Genomic DNA, 17,187 nt, shown 5'->3' on the forward strand with positions numbered 1-17,187 from the left:
CGCATCCAGCGGATGCCCTTCTGCGCGGACGATTTGGGCCTTAGACAAGCCACATCGTTCCTGCTCAGAGGGGCATTCGTGCTTTCCGACGCGCAGTCACACGCCTATCCGACGGTGGATCGAGGCTCAGCCGGGCTCGGCTGCGGACCGCCCACGCCGAGATCGCGCTGGCCGTCGAGGACCTCGGCGCCGCCGCCGAGGCGGTGACCGAGCTGGAGGACACCGCGCAGCGGTACGCCAGCCCCGGCTTCAGCGCGGCCGCCCGGCAGTGGCGAGGCGCTCTGCTGCTGGCCTCGGACCGCCCGGACGAGGCCCTGCCCGCGCTGTCCGCCGCCTGCTCCGCCTGGCGCGACCTGCACGCTCCCTACGACTGCGCCCGGGTCCGGGTGCTGCTGGCACGCGCGTACCGGGGGCTGGGCGACGGCGACGCGGCCGACCTCGAGCTGAGCGCCGCCGCCGAGGTGTTCGACCGGCTGGGCGCCGTCCCGGACGCCGCCGCCGTCGCCGGGCTGCGCGGCGGGCCGGCGCTGCCCGGCGGCCTGACCGAGCGCGAGGCCGAGGTGCTGGCCTGCCTCGCCACCGGCCGCACGAACGCCGAGATCGCCGACGCGCTGGCGATCAGCCGCAAGACCGTCGCCCGACACCTGTCGAACGTCTTCACCAAGCTCGGCGTCGGAACCCGCACGGCAGCGGGGGCCTGGGCGCACCGGCACGGTCTGGCTGGGTCGGACGACCCATCCCACCGCGGCGCGGATTGGGGCACCCGTCCGATGCGGGGGCCGCGACCGCGCTCCTAGCGTCGCCCCGTCCTCCCGACGACGGAGGGGACGAGGAGGTCAGGACGATGAGCTGGACGACGCGGAGCCGTGGCCCCCGCCGGGTCGGTGGGACAGCGCTCGTGGTGGGCGCCGGCATGGCCGGGCTGTGCGCTGCCCGCGTGGCGGCGGAGCGGTTCGACCGCGTCCTGGTGCTCGACCGCGACACCCTCCCGCCGGCACCCGCGCCCCGGGCGCGGGTGCCCCAGGGCCGCCAACCGCACCTCCTGCTCCCGGCGGGCGCACGGTGTCTGGAGGGGTGGTTCCCCGGTCTGGTGGACGACCTGGTGGCGCGGGGTGCGGTGCCGCTCGACCTGTGCGCCGACTTCTACTGGCACCAGTGCGGCGGCGTCCTGCGGCGCCCCGCCTCCGCGCTGCGCGGCCCGGCGATGTCCCGCCCGTTCCTGGAGGACGCCGTCCGCCGGCGGGTCGGCCTGGTGCCCGGCGTCACCGTGCGCGACGGGGTCACCGCGGTCGGCCTCACCGCCGACCCCACCGGCCGACGGGTGACCGGGGTCCGGCTCGGCGACGGCAGCACGGTCGCCGCGGACCTGGTCGTCGACGCGACCGGCCGGTCGGCGCACAGCCTGGACTGGGTGCGCGCGCTCGGGTACGAGCCGCCGCCGGTCTCCGTCGTCCGGGTGGACACCCGCTACGTGTCCCGCACCTACCGCCGGTCCGGCCCGGCGGAGGGCGGCTGGAAGGCCGCCGCCGTCGTCGGCGAGCCCGCGACCCGCCGGCTCGCCGTCGCGCTGGCGATCGAGGGCGACCGGTGGATCACGTTCGTCGCCGGCCTGGGGGGCGAGTCGCCGCCGGTCGACGAGGAGCAGCGCCGGGCCTACGTGCGGACCCTGCCCTCACCGGTCATCGCCGACCTCATGGCGACCTGCGAGCCGCTCGGTGCAGCCTCGACGCACCGGTTCGCCGACGACCGGCGCCGCCACGTCGAGCGACTGCGCCGGTTCCCGCTCGGGTGGGTGCTCCTGGGCGACGCGGTGAGCAGCTTCGACCCGATCTACGGCCAGGGGATGACCTCGGCCGCGCTCCAGGCCGAGGCGCTCGGACGCTGCCTCGACCGGACCGGCGCGGTCGACCGTGCTCTCGCCCGCCGCTACTTCGCGGCGGCGAGCCGCGTCGTCGCCGTCCCCTGGTCCCTCGCGGTCGGTGGCGACTTCGCCTACCCCGGCACCGAGGGACCCAGGCCCGCGGGCACCGACCTCCTCAACCGGTACGTGGCCCGGACCGTCGTCGCCGCGCAGCACGACGACGCGGTGGCGCTGCGGCTCAACGAGGTGCAGGCCATGGTGCGCCGCCCGGGGTCGCTGTTCCTCCCCGGGATCGCGCTCCGGGTCCTGCGCAGGGGGCGGGCCACCGGCCCCGCGAGCGAACGCGTCCTCCCCCGGCCGGCGCGGGCGTAGCCTCCCGCAATGCTGCGTCGGCGAGGTCTCCTCGTGGCGGCCGCGGTCGTCACGGCGGTGGTGGTGGGGACGGCACCGGCGGCCGCCGGGCGTCCGGGTGGGCAGGACGTCGAGGCCCTCCGGGCCGCCCTCGGCGAGCTCGTGCGCCAGGACGGCGGACCGCCCGGCGTCGTCGTGACGCTCGACCGCGGGCACGGGCCGGAGGCGCTCACCGCCGGCGTCGCCGACGTGGCGACCGGGCGGCAGCCCGGGGCGGATGACGCGATGCGCGTGGCGAGCGTGGCGAAGGCCTTCAACGCGGCCACCGCGCTGGGCCTGGTGGCCCGGGGGGAGCTGTCCCTCGACGACACGGTCGGGCGGTGGCGGCCGGACCTGCCGGCGGCCTGGTCCGGCGTGACGCTGCGGCAGCTGCTGGGGCACACCAGCGGCATCCCGGACTTCAGCGCGAGCGACCGCTTCGTCGAGGCCCTCCTGGCCTCCCTCCAGGACCCGCCGCCGCCCCGGGAGCTGCTGTCCTACCTCGACGACCCCGCCCTGCTGTTCCCGCCCGGGACGCAGTACCGGTACTCGAACAGCGACAACGTCGTGGTGGCCCTGGTGATCGAGGCGGCCACCGGCGACGGCTACGCCGACGTGCTGGGGGAGGTCGTGCTGGACGCGGCCGGGCTCGACCGCACGAGCCTCCCCGGTGGAACCGCTCTGCCGACGCCCTACCTGCACGGCTACGACGTCTCCGAGGTGCCACCCGAGGACGTCAGCACGCTCGTGGCCGCCGGCTGGAGCTGGGCATCGGGCGGCGTCGTCTCCACCCCGGCCGACCTCGGCCGCTTCATCGCCGCCCACGTGCGGGGCGATGTCACCGACGCCGCGACCAGGGAGGAGCAGTTCCGCTTCCGGCCGGGGTCGTCGGAGCCACCCGGCCCCGGCGACAACGCCGCCGGCCTGGGGCTGTTCCGCTACGAGACCCGCTGCGGCACCGTCTTCGGGCACACGGGGAACACGCTCGGCTACACCCAGTTCGCGGCCGCGACCGCGGACGGGCGGCGGGCGGTCACCGTCTCGGCGAGCGCGCAGCTCACGCCCTCCACCTCACCCGACCGGTTCGAGGAGCTCCGGGAGGTCTTCGAGCTCGCCACCTGCGCTGCGCTGGCCGAGCGCTGAGCCGATCCCGTGCGGCGCCGCCGGTCCGGCGGAGCGCGGTCAGGCGGGGTCGCCGTCGCGCAGGTGACCGGCCGGGTCGCTGCCCGGCAGCGGCGTGTCCGCCAGCCAGCGGGCGAAGCCGGCGGGGTCGCGGCGCTCCATCTCGTCGAGCGTCTCCTGCCGCCGGGCCACCAGGCGCTGCCGGGCCGCGACGTCCATCCGCCCCGTCAGCGCCGCCGTCGTCCGCGTCCACTCGCGGCCGAGCTCCTCGGTCGACAGCCCGGCCACCGGCGGCAGCGGACCGTCGAGGTGGTCGACCGCGGTGGGCCGCGCGGCCTCCAGCTCGGCCCGCCGCTCCCGCGCCAGCCACCAGCCCAGCCCGCCCAGGGCACCGGCCCCGGCCACGAGCAGGCTGAGCACCGCACCGCCGAGCACCGAGGTGCCCGAGAGCACCAGCAGGGCGGCCACGGCCACCGCCGCGCTGCGCCAGGCCGCGTCGGCGACGACGCGGCGGTCCCCCCGGGCCGACTCGCGGGCGAGGCCGGCCCCGAGGCAGCCGGACACCAGCCCGGCCAGGACCACCGCGACGATCCCGCTGAGGGGCAGCGCCAGGCCGCCGACCACGGCCACCACGGCACCGAGGACGGCGAGGACCCCGAGCAGGGGCCGGACGAGGGGACCGTCGAGGGACACGGGCAGCCTCCAGGGGCGCGGGCCGGACCGGGCGCAGGGTGTGACACCCGGTGTCGCACTACCCAACGCGTCCGGTCACGCACACGTCACACCGGGGTCTTCCCCGGGCCGGTCCGGACGAGGACCCTGGAGGAGCACGGGGGCGACGAGTCCTTGCGGAGGTGTCCCGTGTCGATGACGACCCCACTCCAGCCCACCGCCGCCCCGCGGGGGGACGACGGACCCACGGCTCCCGTCGTGGTGGGCACCGACGGGTCGGAGTGCGCACTCGAGGCGGTGCGCTGGGCGGCGGCGGAGGCGGCCCGCCGCGGGGCCCCGCTGCGGATCGTGCACGCGGCCTCCACCGCGGCGCACCGCGGCGTGGCGGGTGCGGCCCCTCCCGGCCTGTCCCGGGCCCGCGGGGTCACCGCCCAGGCCTTCACCGTGGCCCGGCACGCGGCCCCGACGGTGACGGCCTCCACCGAGACGGTCACCGGGGACCCGGTCAGCGCCCTGCTCCGCGCCGCCGGCGACGCCCAGCTGGTCGTGCTCGGCATCGCCACCACGGGGGCGCCCGACGAGATGGTGCTGGCCCCGGTCGCGCAGCGGGTCACCGGTCGTTCGCCGCTGCCGGTGGTCGTCGTCCCCCGGCAGCGGCACCCGGCGGTCGGCGGGTCCCGGCCGGTGGTCGCCGTCCTCGGGCTCGACCGCCCCCAGGACGACGAGCCGGTGGCCGACTTCGCCGCCGCGGCCGCCACGCACCTGTCCCGGCCGCTGCTGGTGCTGCACGCCGAGCACGGCCGCCCCGCCTCGTGGACCGCCGACCCGGAGGCCTGGGCCGCCCGCCACCCCGACCTCACCGTGACCCACGAACCGCTGGCCCACCCGACCGGCGGCCGGGTGCTGGCCGCCGCCTGCCCGACGCCGCTCCTGGTGCTCGGCGCCGGCCACGGCGGGCTGCTGCACCGGGCGCAGGACTCCCTGCACCGCTGGCTCCTGCGGCACTGCACCTCGCCCATGGCGCTCGTCCCGCCGCCGGACCGGCGCAGCGGGCTGGAGACGCCGGAGGACGCCCTCGCCTCGGGCTGAGGCGGCAGCGGGGCACCCCGCCGGCCGCACCGCCCGGGGTGCCCCGGCCCGGCTCCGCGGGCCCCGGCAGGATCGGCGCCCGTGGGCTCCTCCGTCGTCGACCTCGGACCGGGCCTCGCCGTCGCGCTCGTCCTGCTGGCGGTGCTCGCCGCCGTCGCGGGCCGGCTCTCCGGCCTGGGGCAGGGGCGACCGGTCCTGGTGGCCTCCGCCCGGGCCGCGCTGCAGCTGGCCGTGGTCTCCGCGGTCCTGGTCGCGGTGGTCGGGTCGCTGGCCCTCGCGGCCGCCTTCGTCCTGCTCATGGTCACCGTCGCGGCGGTCACGGCCGCGGGCCGGGCGACCGGGCTGGTGCTGCGCTCCCCCGGCGCGCCCCGGCGGGTGGCCGCGGCCGCGGCCGCGATCGGCGTCGGCGCGACCCCGGCGGTCGCCCTGGTCCTGGCCAGCGGCACCGTGCCGCTGCGGGGTGCGGCCGTGATCCCGATCGCCGGGATCCTCGTCGGCGGGGCCATGACGGCGACCTCCCTGGCCGGGCGGCGGATGCGCGAGGAGCTGACCGCGCGCCGCGGTGAGGTCGAGGCGGCCCTCGCCCTCGGCCTGCCCCGGCGGGAGGCCCTGCTGGAGATCGGCCGCCCCGCCGCCGCGACCGCCCTGGTGCCCCCGCTCGACCAGACCCGGACGGTGGGCCTGGTCACCCTGCCCGGCGCCTTCGTCGGCGTCCTGCTCGGCGGGGGCGGCCCGCTGGAGGCCGGCGCGGCGCAGCTCCTGGTGCTGGTGGGCCTGCTGGCGGCGGAGACGGTCGCGGTCTGGGTGGTCACCGAGCTGGTCGGCCGCGGCCGGCTCCTGACCGGCATGCCCCGCTGAGGCGTCCAGCGACCTCACAGGGAGCGGACAGCTGCGGGGCAGACCCGGGGCGGACAGTCGGTGCCGAGGACGGCGGACCGCTCGCCGCCCACGAGGAGGACCTGAGCACCTGTGACCGAGTACGGCACCCATCCCGGCGCGCCCGGCGCGCCGGGCACCCCTGGCAACCACGGCACCCCCGGCCCGGCCGCGACGTCCACCTGGGCGGCGCCCGCGTGGCAACCCGCACCGGGCCAGGTGCCGCCCGCCTTCCAGCCCCCCGCGCCGCCCCGCGAGCGCCGCGGCGGCCGCCTGCGCATCGGCGTGGCCGGCCTGCTCGCCGGCGCCGTCATCGGCGGTGGCGCCGGGGCGGGCGTGGTGGCGCTGTCCGACGGCGGCACCGGCGGGGGCACGGGCACCGTCGCCGCCCAGAACGTCACGATCACCAACCCCGAGACGGCCACCGCGGTGACCGCGGCGGCCGCGAAGGCCACCCCCAGCGTGGTGACCGTCTACGTCGCCTCCCCCTCCGGCTCGGGCTCCGGGTCGGGCGTGGTCCTGACCGACGACGGCTACGTGCTCACCAACAACCACGTGGTCGAGGGCGGCGGGCGGGGCGGGGTGTCGGTCCGCACCGCCGACGGCACGCTCCACGACGCGACCGTGGTGGGCACCGAGCCGACCTACGACCTGGCCGTGCTCAAGCTCGACGGGGCCTCGGACCTGGTGCCGGCCGGCTGGGCCGACTCCGACGAGGTCCAGGTCGGCGACACGGCGGTGGCCATCGGCGCCCCGCTCGGCCTCACCGACACCGTCACCGACGGGATCATCAGCGCCACCGGCCGGGCCGTCGCCACCGGCTCCCCCGAGGGCGACGCCACGGTGATCGACGCCCTGCAGACCGACGCGGCGATCAACCCCGGCAACTCCGGCGGCGCCCTCGTCGACGGCGCCGGGCAGGTCATCGGGATCAACACCGCGATCGCCACGGTGGCCTCGGGCGCACCCGGCGGCCAGGCGCAGAGCGGCAGCATCGGGGTGGGCTTCGCCATCCCGGGCAACGTCGCGCAGCGGATCGCGGCGGAGATCATCGAGGACGGGTCGGCGGACACCACCTACCTCGGGGTCAGCGCCCGCACCGCGGCCGCCGACGGCAACACCGAGGTGGGCATCGGCGCCGAGGTGGTCCAGGTGCAGCCGGGGACGCCGGCCGCCGATGCGGGCCTGCAGCCGGGCGACGTCATCACCGCGGTCGGGGACCGGCTGGTCACCACCTCGACCGAGCTGACCGCCGCCGTCCGCAGCGTCAGCCCGGGTGACGACGTCACCCTGACCGTCGACCGCACCGGCGGGACCGACGAGGTCGAGGTGACCCTGGGGGCCACCTCGGACTGACCGCTCGGAGGACGGGCGGGGTGCCTAGGCTCGGTCGGGTGTCGGCACCCCGCCCCCCCGCGCCCCTCGCCGGGGCGCTCGACGACCCGGGGCGGGCCCGCGACCTCGCCCGGATGAAGCGGCTGGCCACCGGCTTGTTCGTGGTGGCCGCCGCCGTGTTCCTGGCCTTCGTCCTCGTCGGCGAGGAGGCGGGGGCCTGGGTCGGCTACGTGCGCGCGACCGCGGAGGCCTCGATGGTCGGCGCGCTCGCCGACTGGTTCGCGGTGACCGCGCTGTTCCGGCACCCGCTGCGGCTGCCGATCCCGCACACCGCGATCATCCCGCGCAAGAAGGACCAGATCGGCGCCAGCCTCGGCACCTTCGTGCAGACCCAGTTCCTCACCCGCGAGGTCGTGCAGGACACGGTCGCCGCCATGGACCTGCCCGGCCGGCTCGGCACCTTCCTCGCCGCGCCGGGGCGGGCCGAGCGGCTGGCCGGGGACGCCGGGGTGGCCCTGACGTCGCTCACCGACCTGCTGCGCGACGACGACGTCCAGGCGGCCGTGGCCGCGCTGGTCGACCGCAAGCTGCACGGGACCCCGGCGGCGCCGGTCGTGGCGCGGGCCCTGGAGCTGGTCATCGAGGGCGACCGCCACCAGGAGGTGCTCTCGGCGGGGCTGCGCGGGCTGACCCGCTTCCTCGAGGAGAACCGCGTCGTCTTCCGCGCCCAGCTCGGCGACGCCTCGCCGGCCTGGGTGCCCGACTGGGTCGACGACCGGGTGTTCGACCGCATCTTCACGCTGCTGCTCGGGTTCCTCGACGAGGTCGGGGACGACCCGCGGCACGAGCTGCGCCGCAGTTACGACGCCCGGCTGCGGGCCTACGTCCACGCGCTGCGGACCGACCCCGACACCGCGGCCCGGGTCGAGGAGCTGAAGAAGGACCTCATCGAGCACCCCGCCGTCCGCACCTGGTCGGGGTCGCTGTGGGTCAACGCCAAGACCGCCCTGCTCTCCGCGGCCGCGGACCCGGACTCGGAGCTGCGCGTGCGGGTGGCCGCGACCATCCGCGACCTGGCCGGGCGGCTGCGCGGCGACGAGGTGCTGCGCGAGCTGGTGCAGCGCCAGGGCGTGCGGGCGGCGGGGTACCTGGCGGAGCGCTTCTCCGGGGACCTGGCCCGGCTGGTCGGCACCACCGTCGAGCGCTGGGACACCGAGGAGACCAGCCGGCGGCTGGAGCTGCAGGTCGGGCGGGACCTGCAGTGGATCCGCGTGAACGGCACCGTCGTCGGCGGGCTCGCCGGCCTGGTGATCTACACGCTGGCCCAGCTGCTGGGGTGATGCCCGCCGCCGATCCCGGGGGGCCGGGCGGGTCGGCCGCGTCCCGAGACCGCGCCCCCGGCGCGCCCGGTCAGCCGCGGAGCAGCGCGGCCTGGTAGAGCGCGATGCCGGCGGCGACGCTCACGTTGAGCGACTCGGTGTCCCGGCCGATCGGGATGCGGACGACCAGGTCGCACCGCTCGCGCACCAGCCGCGACAGCCCGCTGCCCTCGGCGCCGACCACGAGCGCGACCGGGTCGGCGAGGACGTCGGCGTCGTGCAGGTCCACGTCGCCGTCGCCGGCCAGCCCGACGGTGGTGAGCCCGGCGTCCTGGTAGGCCGCCAGCGCGCGGGCCAGGTTCACCGCGCGGGCCACCGGCAACCGGGCGGCGGCGCCGGCGCTGGTGCGCCACGCGGACGCGGTCATGCCGACCGAACGCCGCTGCGGCACGACCACGCCGTGCGCGTCGAAGGCCGCGGCCGAGCGGACCACGGCGCCGAGGTTCCGCGGGTCGGTCACCCCGTCCATGGCGACGACGAGCGCCGGCCGGCCGGAGTCCCGGGCGGCGTCGAGCAGGTCGTCGGGGTGGGCGTACTCGTACGGCGGGACCTGCAGGCCGATGCCCTGGTGCAGGGCCCCGCCGGCCATCCGGTCGAACTCGGCCCGGCCCACCTCGAGCAGCGGCAGGCCGCGGTCGTTGGCCAGGTGCAGCGCCTCGGTCACCCGCTCGTCGCCCGCGGTCCGGCTGTCCCCGGTCACCACGTACAGCGCGGTCGCCGGGATCCGCGCCCGCAGCGCCTCGACGACCGGGTTGCGCCCGAGCAGCAGCTCCGGGGCCTCCTCGGCGCGCTGGCGGCTGCGGTCGCGCTCGGCGCGGCGTCGCGCGTCGGCCTGGGCGCGCCGCTGGGCGGGGTGCCCCGGGCGCATCTCGGCCGGCGGGGTGGCGCCGCGGCCGGCCAGCGCGCGGCGGCCCTTGCCCCCGGTGCCGGCGGTGGCGCCCTTCTTGCCGGCGCCGCTGCTGCGGCCCCGGCGCTGGCTGTTGCCGGCCATCAGCGGGTCAGCTCCCATCGCGTCCCGTGCGGGGTGTCCTCGACCTGGACGCCGAGCCCGGTGAGCTGGTCCCGGATGGCGTCGGCGGCCGCGTAGTCCTTGCGCGCCCGGGCGGCCTGCCGCTGGTCCAGCGCCAGGGCCACCAGCCCCCCCGTCACCTCGGCCAGCCGGTCGCCGGCCCCGCCCGCCGACCAGCGGGGGTCGAGCGGGTCCAGGCCCAGCACGTCGAGCATGGCACGCACGGCGCCGAGCGCCCGGGCGACCGCTGCGTCGTCGCCGCCGGCCAGGGCGGTGTTGCCCTCGCGAACCGCCCCGTGCACGGCGGCGACGGCGGCGGGCGTGCCCAGGTCGTCGTCCATGGCCGCGGTGAAGGCCTCCGGCAGCGCCCGCTCCCCCGCGTCGGCGCCCACCAGCTCGGCGGCGCGGGTCACGAACGACTCCAGCCGCCGGTACGCCGCCGCGGCCTCCGCGAGCGCGGCGTCGGTGAACTCGACCGTCGAGCGGTAGTGCGGGGCCACCAGGTAGTACCGCAGCTCCACCGGCCGCACCCGCTGCACGACCTCGTCGACCAGCGCGGTGTTGCCCAGCGACTTGCTCATCTTCTCGCCGCCGAGGGTGACCCAGCCGTTGTGCAGCCAGTACCGGGCGAAGCCGTCGCCGGCCGCCTGCGACTGGGCGCGCTCGTTCTCGTGGTGCGGGAAGCGCAGGTCCAGCCCGCCGCCGTGCAGGTCGAACGCGGGCCCGAGGTAGCGCCCGGCCATCGCCGAGCACTCCAGGTGCCAGCCGGGCCGGCCGCGGCCCCACGGCGTCGTCCACGCCGCGGTCTCCGGCTCGGCGTCCTTGTGCGCCTTCCAGAGCGCGAAGTCGCGGGGGTCGCGCTTGCGCTCGTCGCTGTCGGTGTCGGCGGCGGGGTCGAGGTTGTCGAGCTTCTGCCCGGTCAGCTCGCCGTACCCGGGGAAGGAGCGGACGTCGAAGTAGACGTCGCCGTCGGCGACGTAGGCGTGCCCGTGCTCGACCAGCCGCTCGATGAGGGCGACCATGTCGGGGACGTGCCCGGTGGCGCGCGGCTCGTAGGTGGGCGGCAGCAGGCCGAGGGCGTCGTAGGCCCGGGTGACGGCGAGCTCGTTGGTGTACGCCCAGGCCCACCACGGCACCCCGGCCTCGGCGGCCTTCGCCAGGATCTTGTCGTCGATGTCGGTGACGTTCCGGACGTAGGTGACCTCGTACCCCCGCGCGGCCAGCCAGCGGCGCAGCACGTCGAACACCAGCGCGGAGCGCACGTGCCCGACGTGCGGGGGGCCCTGCACGGTGAGCCCGCAGACGTACATGGAGGCCTGCCCGGCACGCAGGGGCGTGAAGTCGCGGACCGCGCGGGCGGCCGTGTCGTACAGGCGGAGGCTCACCGCGCGGAGTCTACGGAGCGCGCGATCGGCCCGGCGCGGAGTCCACGGAGCGCGCGATCGGCCCGGCGCGGAGTCCACGCGGCGCCGGATCAGCCCGGCGGGGGCCCCGCGGACGGCGGGAGGTCGTCGGCCCGGACCACCAGCGCGGTGGCCAGCGCCGCCCGCCCCTCGCCCCGGCCGGTGAGACCGAGCCCGTCGGTGGTCGTCGCGGTCACGCTCACCGGTGCGCCGAGCGCGGCGGAGAGCACGGCCTCGGCCTCCGCCCGGCGCGGGCCGAGCCTCGGGGTGTTCCCCACGAGCTGCACGGCGGCGTTGCCCACCCGCCAGCCCGCCGCGGCCAGCACCTCGCGCACGTGCTGCAGCACGGCGGCGCCGCGGGCACCGGCCCAGCGCGGGTCGTCGGTGCCCAGCAGCCCGCCGATGTCGCCGAGGCCCGCGGCGGAGAGGACGGCGTCGGTCAGGGCGTGGGCGACGACGTCGCCGTCGGAGTGACCTGCGCAGCCGTCGACGGCGGGCCACTCGAGCCCGGCCAGCCAGCAGGGCCGGCCGGCCTCGACGGGGTGGACGTCGACGCCGGTGCCGACCCGGGGCAGCGGCGCGGTCACCGGGCGACCAGCAGCTCGGCGAGCGCGAGGTCGTGCGCCACCGTCACCTTGGCGGCCCGCTCGTGGCCCTCGACGGTCGCCACCGGCACACCGGCCGCCCGCACCACGGCGGCGTCGTCGGTGAGCTCGGCGTCCTCGGGCAGGGCGGCGTACGCGGCGGCCAGGGGCGCGCGCGCGAAGCCCTGCGGGGTCTGCACCCGCCGCAGCGCGGCGCGCGGCAGCGTGCCGGTGACCAGACCGCTCGCGTCGACGGAGACGGTCGTGTCGATGACGGGCAGGACCGGCACCACGGCCGGGGCGCCCGCGGCGAGGGCGGCCAGCACGCGGGCGACCACCTCCGGCGGGGTCAGCGGGCGGGCGGCGTCGTGCACCAGGACGGCATCGGTGCCGGGGCGCACCACGGCCAGGGCGGCGCGCACCGAGGCGGTCCGCGTCGCCCCGCCGGTCACCACCCGGGCGCCGGCGGGCACCGCGGCGGTGACGGCCTCGTGCTCGGCGGCCGGTGCGGTCACGACGACCTCGTCGACGCCGCCGGTCAGCAGCGTCTCGACGGCCCAGCCGACGAGCGGGCGGCCGGCGAGCGGGACGAGGGCCTTCGGTCGTCCGACCCCCAGACGCAGACCACTCCCGGCCGCTGCGACGATGCCGACAGCGTGCACGGGAGTGGTCGGGTGGTGCGGGTGGCCGGAGCCGGCCTCAGCTGGCGAGGACCTCGTCGAGGAGCACCTCGGCCTTGTCCTCGTTGGTGCCCTCGGCGAGGGCCAGCTCGCTGACCAGGATCTGGCGGGCCTTGGAGAGCATGCGCTTCTCGCCGGCCGAGAGGCCGCGGTCCTTGTCGCGACGCCACAGGTCGCGGACGACCTCGGCGACCTTGTTCACGTCGCCGGAGGCGAGCTTCTCGAGGTTGGCCTTGTACCGGCGCGACCAGTTGGTCGGCTCCTCGGTGTGGGGGGCGCGCAGGACCTCGAAGACCCGGTTGAGCCCCTCCTGACCGACGACGTCGCGGACGCCGACGATCTCTGCGTTGTCGGCCGGTACCCGTACGGTCAGATCACCCTGGGCGACCTTGAGCACGAGGTAGGCCTTCTCTTCACCCTTGATGACCCGCTTCTCGATCGCCTCGATGAGCGCGGCACCGTGGTGCGGGTAGACAACGGTCTCGCCGACAGTGAAGCCCATGTGTGTGTGACCCCTTTCGCTCTCTAAAGACTACCACGGAACACTGACGAACGGACCGCTCTCTTTTCGTAAACTCGCAGGTCAGAGGGCCGACGGAGTACTTGGCAGGGGTTGACAGCAGCATGGTCGGTGTGCCTCCGAGGCGCTCCCGGACGGGTCCGTCGCTGCGCGCCCTGGTGCTCGCCACGCACGCCGGGCCGACGGTCGCGGTCACCACCGTGGCGGGTCTGCTGGCCCTGGCGGCGGGCGTCCCGGGGGGCCGCGCGGCCCTGGTCACCGTCGCCGTCCTCGCAGGTCAGACGTCGATCGGGTGGAGCAACGACTGGCTCGACGCCGACCGCGACCGGGCCGTCGCCCGGGCCGACAAGCCGGTCGTGCAGGGCGCCGTCGCGCCGTCGCTGCTGCGCGCCCTGGCGGTCGGCTCGGCCGCGCTCTCCGCCGTGCTGTCGCTGGCGCTCGGACCCGTGCCCGGCCTGCTGCTGCTGGTGCTGGTCGCCAGCGGCTGGGCCTACAACGCCGGCCTCAAGCGGACGGCCGCCTCGGCGCTGCCCTACGTCACCGGCTTCGGTGCCCTGCCGGCCGGGGTGGTGGCCGCCGCCCCGGGGACCCCCTCGGCGCCCTGGTGGCTGGTGACCGCGGGCGCGGCGCTGGGCGCCGCGGCCCACCTGGCCAACGCCGCCCCGGACCTCGAGGAGGACCTCGCCACGGGGGTCCGCGGGCTGCCGCACCGGCTGGGGGCGCGGGTCTCCGCGGTCGCCTGCGCGGCGCTGCTGGGCGCGGCGTCGATGGTCCTCGTGCTGGGGCCCGAGGGCCCGCCCGGCACCGCGGGGTGGGTGGGCCTGGCCCTGGCGGCCCCGGCCGTGGTGGTCGCCGCTCTGGCGGGGACGCCGCGGTTCCGCCGGGCGGCCTTCCCGGCGGTGATGCTGCTGACCGTGCTGGACGTCGTGCTGCTGCTGGCCGGCGGGGCCGCGGTCACCTGACGGGGCCCGGGGGCACGCCAGGGGACCGCGGCCCGGGGCGGCTACCTCTTGCCGTTCCCGTTGCCGTTCCCGTTGCCGTTCCCGTTGCCGCCGCCGTTGCTCGCGCGGCCGGCCGGCGCGGGTGCCGGGGCCGGCTCCGCGGGCGCCACCTCGACGGGCTCGGGCTGCTCGGCCGGCTCCTCGACGGCCGGCGCGCCGGCGTCGCGGGCGGCCGTGCGCTCGGCGGCGCGGTCGGCGTTGCGCTGGTGGGCGGCGTCGCTGACCCGCTCGCCGGTGACCCAGCCGTTCCGGGCGCCCTCGCTGACCCAGCTGCCGTGACCCTGGTCACCGGCCGGCCCCTCGGCCCACTCCTCCTCGGTCAGCGCGGGTCCGGTGGCCGGCTCCTCGACGACGGGCTCCTCGGCGACGGGCTCCTCGGCGATCGGGGCGTCCGCGGCCTCGTCGTCGACACCCGCGTCGTCGGCACCCCCGTCGTCGGTCCCCCCGGCGGGGTCGTCCCCGACCGGGTCGTCCACCGCGGGGACGTCGGTGGCACCGTCCTCCGGCTCGGTCAGCTCGGCGGGGTCGCCGCTCTGCTCGACGGCGGCGGGGTCGTCCTGACCGGGGAGGGCTCCGGCGGTGGCGGCGCCGGTGAGCGCGACGGCGACGGCGCCGGCTCCGACGGCGGTCTTCGCGACGACGCCCGCGGCGGCGATCTTGGTGACGAGTACGGTGACGAGCATGCGAGGCCTCTTCCGTGAGGTCCGGGCGGGTCGCCCGGCCGTCCGGGGGGACGGTTCCGAGTGGGTGGCGAGGAGACCGGTCGCCAGCAGCTCGGCCAGCGCCGCGTTCGGCCGTCCCGGCTCGGTGGCGCAGGCCCGGACCGCGTCGGTGAACGCGGTCAGGCCGGTACCCCCGGGCGCGGGGCGGCCGGCGAGGACCGCCTCGAAGGCGGCCTCGGCGGTGCGGTCGTCGGCTGGCACGGTCATCTCGTCCCTGTCATCGCGCGAGAGCCGCGGAGGGGTACGCCCGCGGGACCACCCGTCGGGGTGAACCGTCGCCGAGCGCGGCCCGGAGGGTGCGCAGACCCCGCCGCTGCAGCGCCTTCACGGCGCCCGGCGAGCGGCCCAGCACCTCGGCCACCTGCTCGACCGTGAGGTCCGCCAGCACCCGCAGCAGCAGCACGGTGCGCTGGTCGGCGGGCAGCGAGCCGCACAGCCGGTGCACGTCGGCGGCCCCGATGCGGGTGAGCGCGTCGTCCTCGGCGTCCCCACCGGCCCGCTCGGCCAGGACGGTGTCGTCGTCGGTCACCTGCGGACGGCACCCCCGCCGGCGCCAGTCGTCGACCAGCCTGCGGTGGGCGATGGTGAAGACCCAGGCGCGCAGCGCCGCCTCGTCCCCGGAGAAGCCGCGCAGCCCGGTCAGGACGCCGATGAAGGTCTCGCTGGCCAGGTCGTCGGGCTCGGCCGCGCCGTGCAGCCGCAGGTAGCCGGTGACCGCCGGGGACAGGTCGCGGTAGAGGACCTCCATCGCCCACGGGGCGCCCGCCCTGGCCGCCGCGAGGACGTCGTCGAACGGCAGTCCCGTCGCCATCCGCCCTCCCGTGCCGGCCGTCGTCCCCTCCTCCATCGGCAGGGGCGGGCGGGCACTGGACGGCGGTCACCCGGGAGAAGGACCCTCCTGCGCCCCACCGTGGAAGGGCCCCTGCACGGCGCCGGTCCCGCCCGTCACCGGACCGGCGGCGGGGTCAGGGGGCGGCGGTGCCCCGGCGGCGCTCCTGGTCGACGACCTCCGGCAGGTCGCGCAGCCGGTCCAGCCCGGCCAGGGGTCGGCGCATGCGCTGGTTGCCCGCCAGCCGGTCGCGGGTGCGCTCGAGGAAGGCCCAGTAGCCGGCGGTGAACGGGCAGGCGTCCTCGCCCAGGCGGCGCCGCGGGTCGTACCGGCAGCCGCCGCAGTAGTCGCTCATCCGGTCGATGTAGGCCCCACCGGCCGCGTACGGCTTGGTCGCCAGCACCCCGCCGTCGGCGTGCTGGCTCATCCCGACGACGTTGGCCACCATCACCCAGTCGTAGCCGTCGAGGAAGCTGCGGTGGAACCAGTCGGACATGGCCAGCGGGTCGACGCCGCGCTGGAGGGCGTAGTTGCCCAGCACCATGAGCCGCGGGATGTGGTGCACCCAGCCGTCCCGGCGCACGTCGGCGAGGACGCCGGACAGGCACGCGGCGTCCACCGCCCCGTCGTCGAGGTCGGCCAGCCAGCCCGGCACCGGCTCGTGCGCGGCCAGCGCGTTGGCGTGCCGGTACCCGCGGCCGAGGTACCAGTACATGTGCCAGACGTAGTCCCGCCAGCCCATGACCTGGCGGACGAATCCCTCGACGCTGTTGAGCGGCAGCGGGTCGCCCTCGGCGAGCGACCGCCGGTAGCGCTCCTCGGCGGCGCGGACGACCTCGAGCGGGTCGAGCAGGCCGAGGTTGAGCACCGGGGAGAGCAGCGAGTGGGCCAGCCAGCGGTCGCCGGCCAGCATCGCGTCCTCGTGCGGGCCGAAGGCCCCCAGCCGGTTGTCGAGGAAGTCCTGCAGCCGGTGCAGCGCCTCGGCCCGCGTGACGGGGAACCGTCGCGGTCCGTCGTCCCCGACGAAGGAGACCTCGCCGGCCGCCTCCCAGCGGTCCAGGTCGGCCCGCACCTCCTCGTCGACGGCGTCCTCCTCGGGCCACCAGGGCTCGGGGACGCCGAGGCGCCCGTCGGCCGGAGGGGGCTCGCGGTTGTCCTCGTCGAGGTTCCAGCGGCCGCCGACCGGGCCGGCGCCGTCCAGCAGGACCCCGTGCTGGCGCCGGCTGTCGCGGTAGAAGTCCTCCATGAGCAGCCGGCGCCTCCCCCGGCCGCCGGCCCAGCCGGCGAACTCCTCGTGGGTGGCGACGAAGCCACGGGCGGCGAGCACGGTCAGGCCGGGGCGGCGGAGCACGTGGTCGCGGCTGCCCCAGGTCGTCGGCGCGCACACCGACAGCGGCTCGTCGTACCGGTCGAGCGCCTCGGCGTAGGTGCGCACCCGGTGCAGGTCGGCCCGGTCGCCGAGCTCGGCGGCCCGGTGGCGCAGCGCGGAGAGCACGAGGTGGGCCTTCTGCCGGTGGAACCGCCGCCGGGCGAGGACGCCCCTCGACTCGACCAGCAGGACCGGCTGGTCCGGCGCGTCGAGGAAGTGCGGGCCGAGCTGGTCGGCGAAGCACCAGCGACGGGTTCCGGGGGCGCGCTCGGGGAACGTCGCGAGGGCCGGGTCGGGCCCCGTGGACGACGACGGACCGTGCGCCACCCGCCTCACCTCCCGGCGG

17 protein-coding genes are annotated in these 17,187 nt (G+C 77.5%); 8 read left to right on the forward strand and 9 right to left on the reverse strand.

Annotation, left to right across the window (positions count from 1 at the left end; genetic code table 11):
* The first annotated feature begins 203 nt into the window (after window positions 1-203).
* The 3 genes from D0Z06_RS05685 to D0Z06_RS05695 are packed head-to-tail and all read left to right on the forward strand — an operon-like array spanning window position 204 to window position 3,394.
* Window positions 204-797, forward strand: coding sequence for a helix-turn-helix transcriptional regulator (locus D0Z06_RS05685; protein WP_117376426.1), 594 nt, complete (start codon window positions 204-206; stop codon window positions 795-797).
* 47 nt (window positions 798-844) lie between these two features.
* A complete protein-coding gene (locus D0Z06_RS05690; RefSeq protein ID WP_147331981.1) occupies window positions 845-2,233 on the forward strand; it encodes an FAD-dependent oxidoreductase in 1,389 nt (462 codons plus the stop codon).
* Between the two features lie 9 nt (window positions 2,234-2,242).
* A complete protein-coding gene (locus tag D0Z06_RS05695) occupies window positions 2,243-3,394 on the forward strand; it encodes a serine hydrolase domain-containing protein (RefSeq protein WP_117376428.1) in 1,152 nt (383 codons plus the stop codon).
* Window positions 3,395-3,433: 39 nt separating this feature from the next.
* Here D0Z06_RS05695 and D0Z06_RS25665 read toward each other — a convergent pair whose 3' ends face one another.
* Window positions 3,434-4,066 carry a hypothetical protein gene (locus D0Z06_RS25665; RefSeq protein WP_199522152.1) on the reverse strand — a complete coding sequence of 211 codons (633 nt, stop codon included), beginning with the start codon at window positions 4,064-4,066 and terminating at the stop codon, window positions 3,434-3,436.
* A gap of 174 nt (window positions 4,067-4,240) precedes the next feature.
* Between D0Z06_RS25665 and D0Z06_RS05705 the strand changes: the two genes are divergently transcribed.
* From D0Z06_RS05705 to D0Z06_RS05720, 4 genes are all read left to right on the forward strand, one after another.
* Complete coding sequence (locus tag D0Z06_RS05705) at window positions 4,241-5,134, forward strand: universal stress protein (RefSeq protein WP_117376652.1); 894 nt, start codon at window positions 4,241-4,243, stop codon at window positions 5,132-5,134.
* A gap of 81 nt (window positions 5,135-5,215) precedes the next feature.
* Window positions 5,216-5,992: an ABC transporter permease gene (locus tag D0Z06_RS05710; protein ID WP_117376429.1), complete on the forward strand. Its 777-nt coding sequence runs from the start codon at window positions 5,216-5,218 to the stop codon at window positions 5,990-5,992.
* A gap of 111 nt (window positions 5,993-6,103) precedes the next feature.
* Window positions 6,104-7,366: a S1C family serine protease gene (locus D0Z06_RS05715; protein WP_117376430.1), complete on the forward strand. Its 1,263-nt coding sequence runs from the start codon at window positions 6,104-6,106 to the stop codon at window positions 7,364-7,366.
* A gap of 38 nt (window positions 7,367-7,404) precedes the next feature.
* A complete protein-coding gene (locus D0Z06_RS05720; protein WP_117376431.1) occupies window positions 7,405-8,685 on the forward strand; it encodes a DUF445 domain-containing protein in 1,281 nt (426 codons plus the stop codon).
* A 70-nt stretch (window positions 8,686-8,755) separates the two neighbouring features.
* On the opposite strand, the gene rlmB is transcribed toward D0Z06_RS05720, so the two are convergent.
* The 5 genes from rlmB to D0Z06_RS05745 all read right to left on the reverse strand — a co-directional run bounded on the left by rlmB (window position 8,756) and on the right by D0Z06_RS05745 (window position 12,902).
* Window positions 8,756-9,733 (reverse strand): 23S rRNA (guanosine(2251)-2'-O)-methyltransferase RlmB, encoded by a 978-nt coding sequence (gene rlmB, locus D0Z06_RS05725; RefSeq protein ID WP_255419334.1) that lies wholly within the window; start codon window positions 9,731-9,733, stop codon window positions 8,756-8,758.
* A complete protein-coding gene (cysS, locus tag D0Z06_RS05730) occupies window positions 9,715-11,118 on the reverse strand; it encodes a cysteine--tRNA ligase (RefSeq protein ID WP_117376432.1) in 1,404 nt (467 codons plus the stop codon). Before cysS ends, rlmB begins: the two co-directional genes overlap by 19 nt.
* Before the next feature lie 89 nt (window positions 11,119-11,207).
* The gene (ispF, locus tag D0Z06_RS05735) at window positions 11,208-11,723 is read right to left on the reverse strand and encodes a 2-C-methyl-D-erythritol 2,4-cyclodiphosphate synthase (RefSeq protein WP_117376433.1); all 516 of its coding nucleotides are present in this window, start codon (window positions 11,721-11,723) and stop codon (window positions 11,208-11,210) included.
* On the reverse strand, window positions 11,720-12,382 hold the full coding sequence (gene ispD, locus D0Z06_RS05740) for a 2-C-methyl-D-erythritol 4-phosphate cytidylyltransferase (protein WP_117376434.1): 663 nt from the start codon (window positions 12,380-12,382) through the stop codon (window positions 11,720-11,722). Before ispD ends, ispF begins: the two co-directional genes overlap by 4 nt.
* Window positions 12,383-12,419: 37 nt before the next feature.
* Complete coding sequence (locus D0Z06_RS05745) at window positions 12,420-12,902, reverse strand: CarD family transcriptional regulator (RefSeq protein ID WP_097206868.1); 483 nt, start codon at window positions 12,900-12,902, stop codon at window positions 12,420-12,422.
* A 131-nt stretch (window positions 12,903-13,033) separates the two neighbouring features.
* Between D0Z06_RS05745 and D0Z06_RS05750 the strand changes: the two genes are divergently transcribed.
* The gene (locus tag D0Z06_RS05750; protein WP_233517473.1) at window positions 13,034-13,882 is read left to right on the forward strand and encodes a UbiA family prenyltransferase; all 849 of its coding nucleotides are present in this window, start codon (window positions 13,034-13,036) and stop codon (window positions 13,880-13,882) included.
* A 41-nt stretch (window positions 13,883-13,923) separates the two neighbouring features.
* Here the strand turns inward: D0Z06_RS05750 and D0Z06_RS25255 are convergent, their stop codons facing one another.
* From D0Z06_RS25255 to D0Z06_RS05770, 3 genes are all read right to left on the reverse strand, one after another.
* A complete protein-coding gene (locus tag D0Z06_RS25255) occupies window positions 13,924-14,844 on the reverse strand; it encodes a hypothetical protein (protein WP_158579890.1) in 921 nt (306 codons plus the stop codon).
* Window positions 14,845-14,860: 16 nt separating this feature from the next.
* A complete protein-coding gene (locus D0Z06_RS05765; RefSeq protein ID WP_158579891.1) occupies window positions 14,861-15,454 on the reverse strand; it encodes an RNA polymerase sigma factor in 594 nt (197 codons plus the stop codon).
* A 154-nt stretch (window positions 15,455-15,608) separates the two neighbouring features.
* The gene (locus D0Z06_RS05770) at window positions 15,609-17,168 is read right to left on the reverse strand and encodes a cryptochrome/photolyase family protein (RefSeq protein ID WP_233517474.1); all 1,560 of its coding nucleotides are present in this window, start codon (window positions 17,166-17,168) and stop codon (window positions 15,609-15,611) included.
* Between the last annotated feature and the right edge of the window lie 19 nt (window positions 17,169-17,187).

It is taken from the genome of Geodermatophilus marinus (assembly GCF_003428645.1).
Lineage (GTDB): Bacteria > Actinomycetota > Actinomycetes > Mycobacteriales > Geodermatophilaceae > Geodermatophilus.

What these genes read in the sequence shown, in the direction of transcription:
- D0Z06_RS05745 (WP_097206868.1), bottom strand. Translation starts at nt 12,902, where the DNA reads ATGGGCTTCACTGTCGGCGAGACCGTTGTCTACCCGCACCACGGTGCC.
- rlmB (WP_255419334.1), bottom strand. Translation starts at nt 9,733, where the DNA reads ATGGGAGCTGACCCGCTGATGGCCGGCAACAGCCAGCGCCGGGGCCGC.
- D0Z06_RS05690 (WP_147331981.1), top strand. Translation starts at nt 845, where the DNA reads ATGAGCTGGACGACGCGGAGCCGTGGCCCCCGCCGGGTCGGTGGGACA.
- D0Z06_RS05695 (WP_117376428.1), top strand. Translation starts at nt 2,243, where the DNA reads ATGCTGCGTCGGCGAGGTCTCCTCGTGGCGGCCGCGGTCGTCACGGCG.
- D0Z06_RS05705 (WP_117376652.1), top strand. Translation starts at nt 4,241, where the DNA reads ATGACGACCCCACTCCAGCCCACCGCCGCCCCGCGGGGGGACGACGGA.
- D0Z06_RS05765 (WP_158579891.1), bottom strand. Translation starts at nt 15,454, where the DNA reads ATGGCGACGGGACTGCCGTTCGACGACGTCCTCGCGGCGGCCAGGGCG.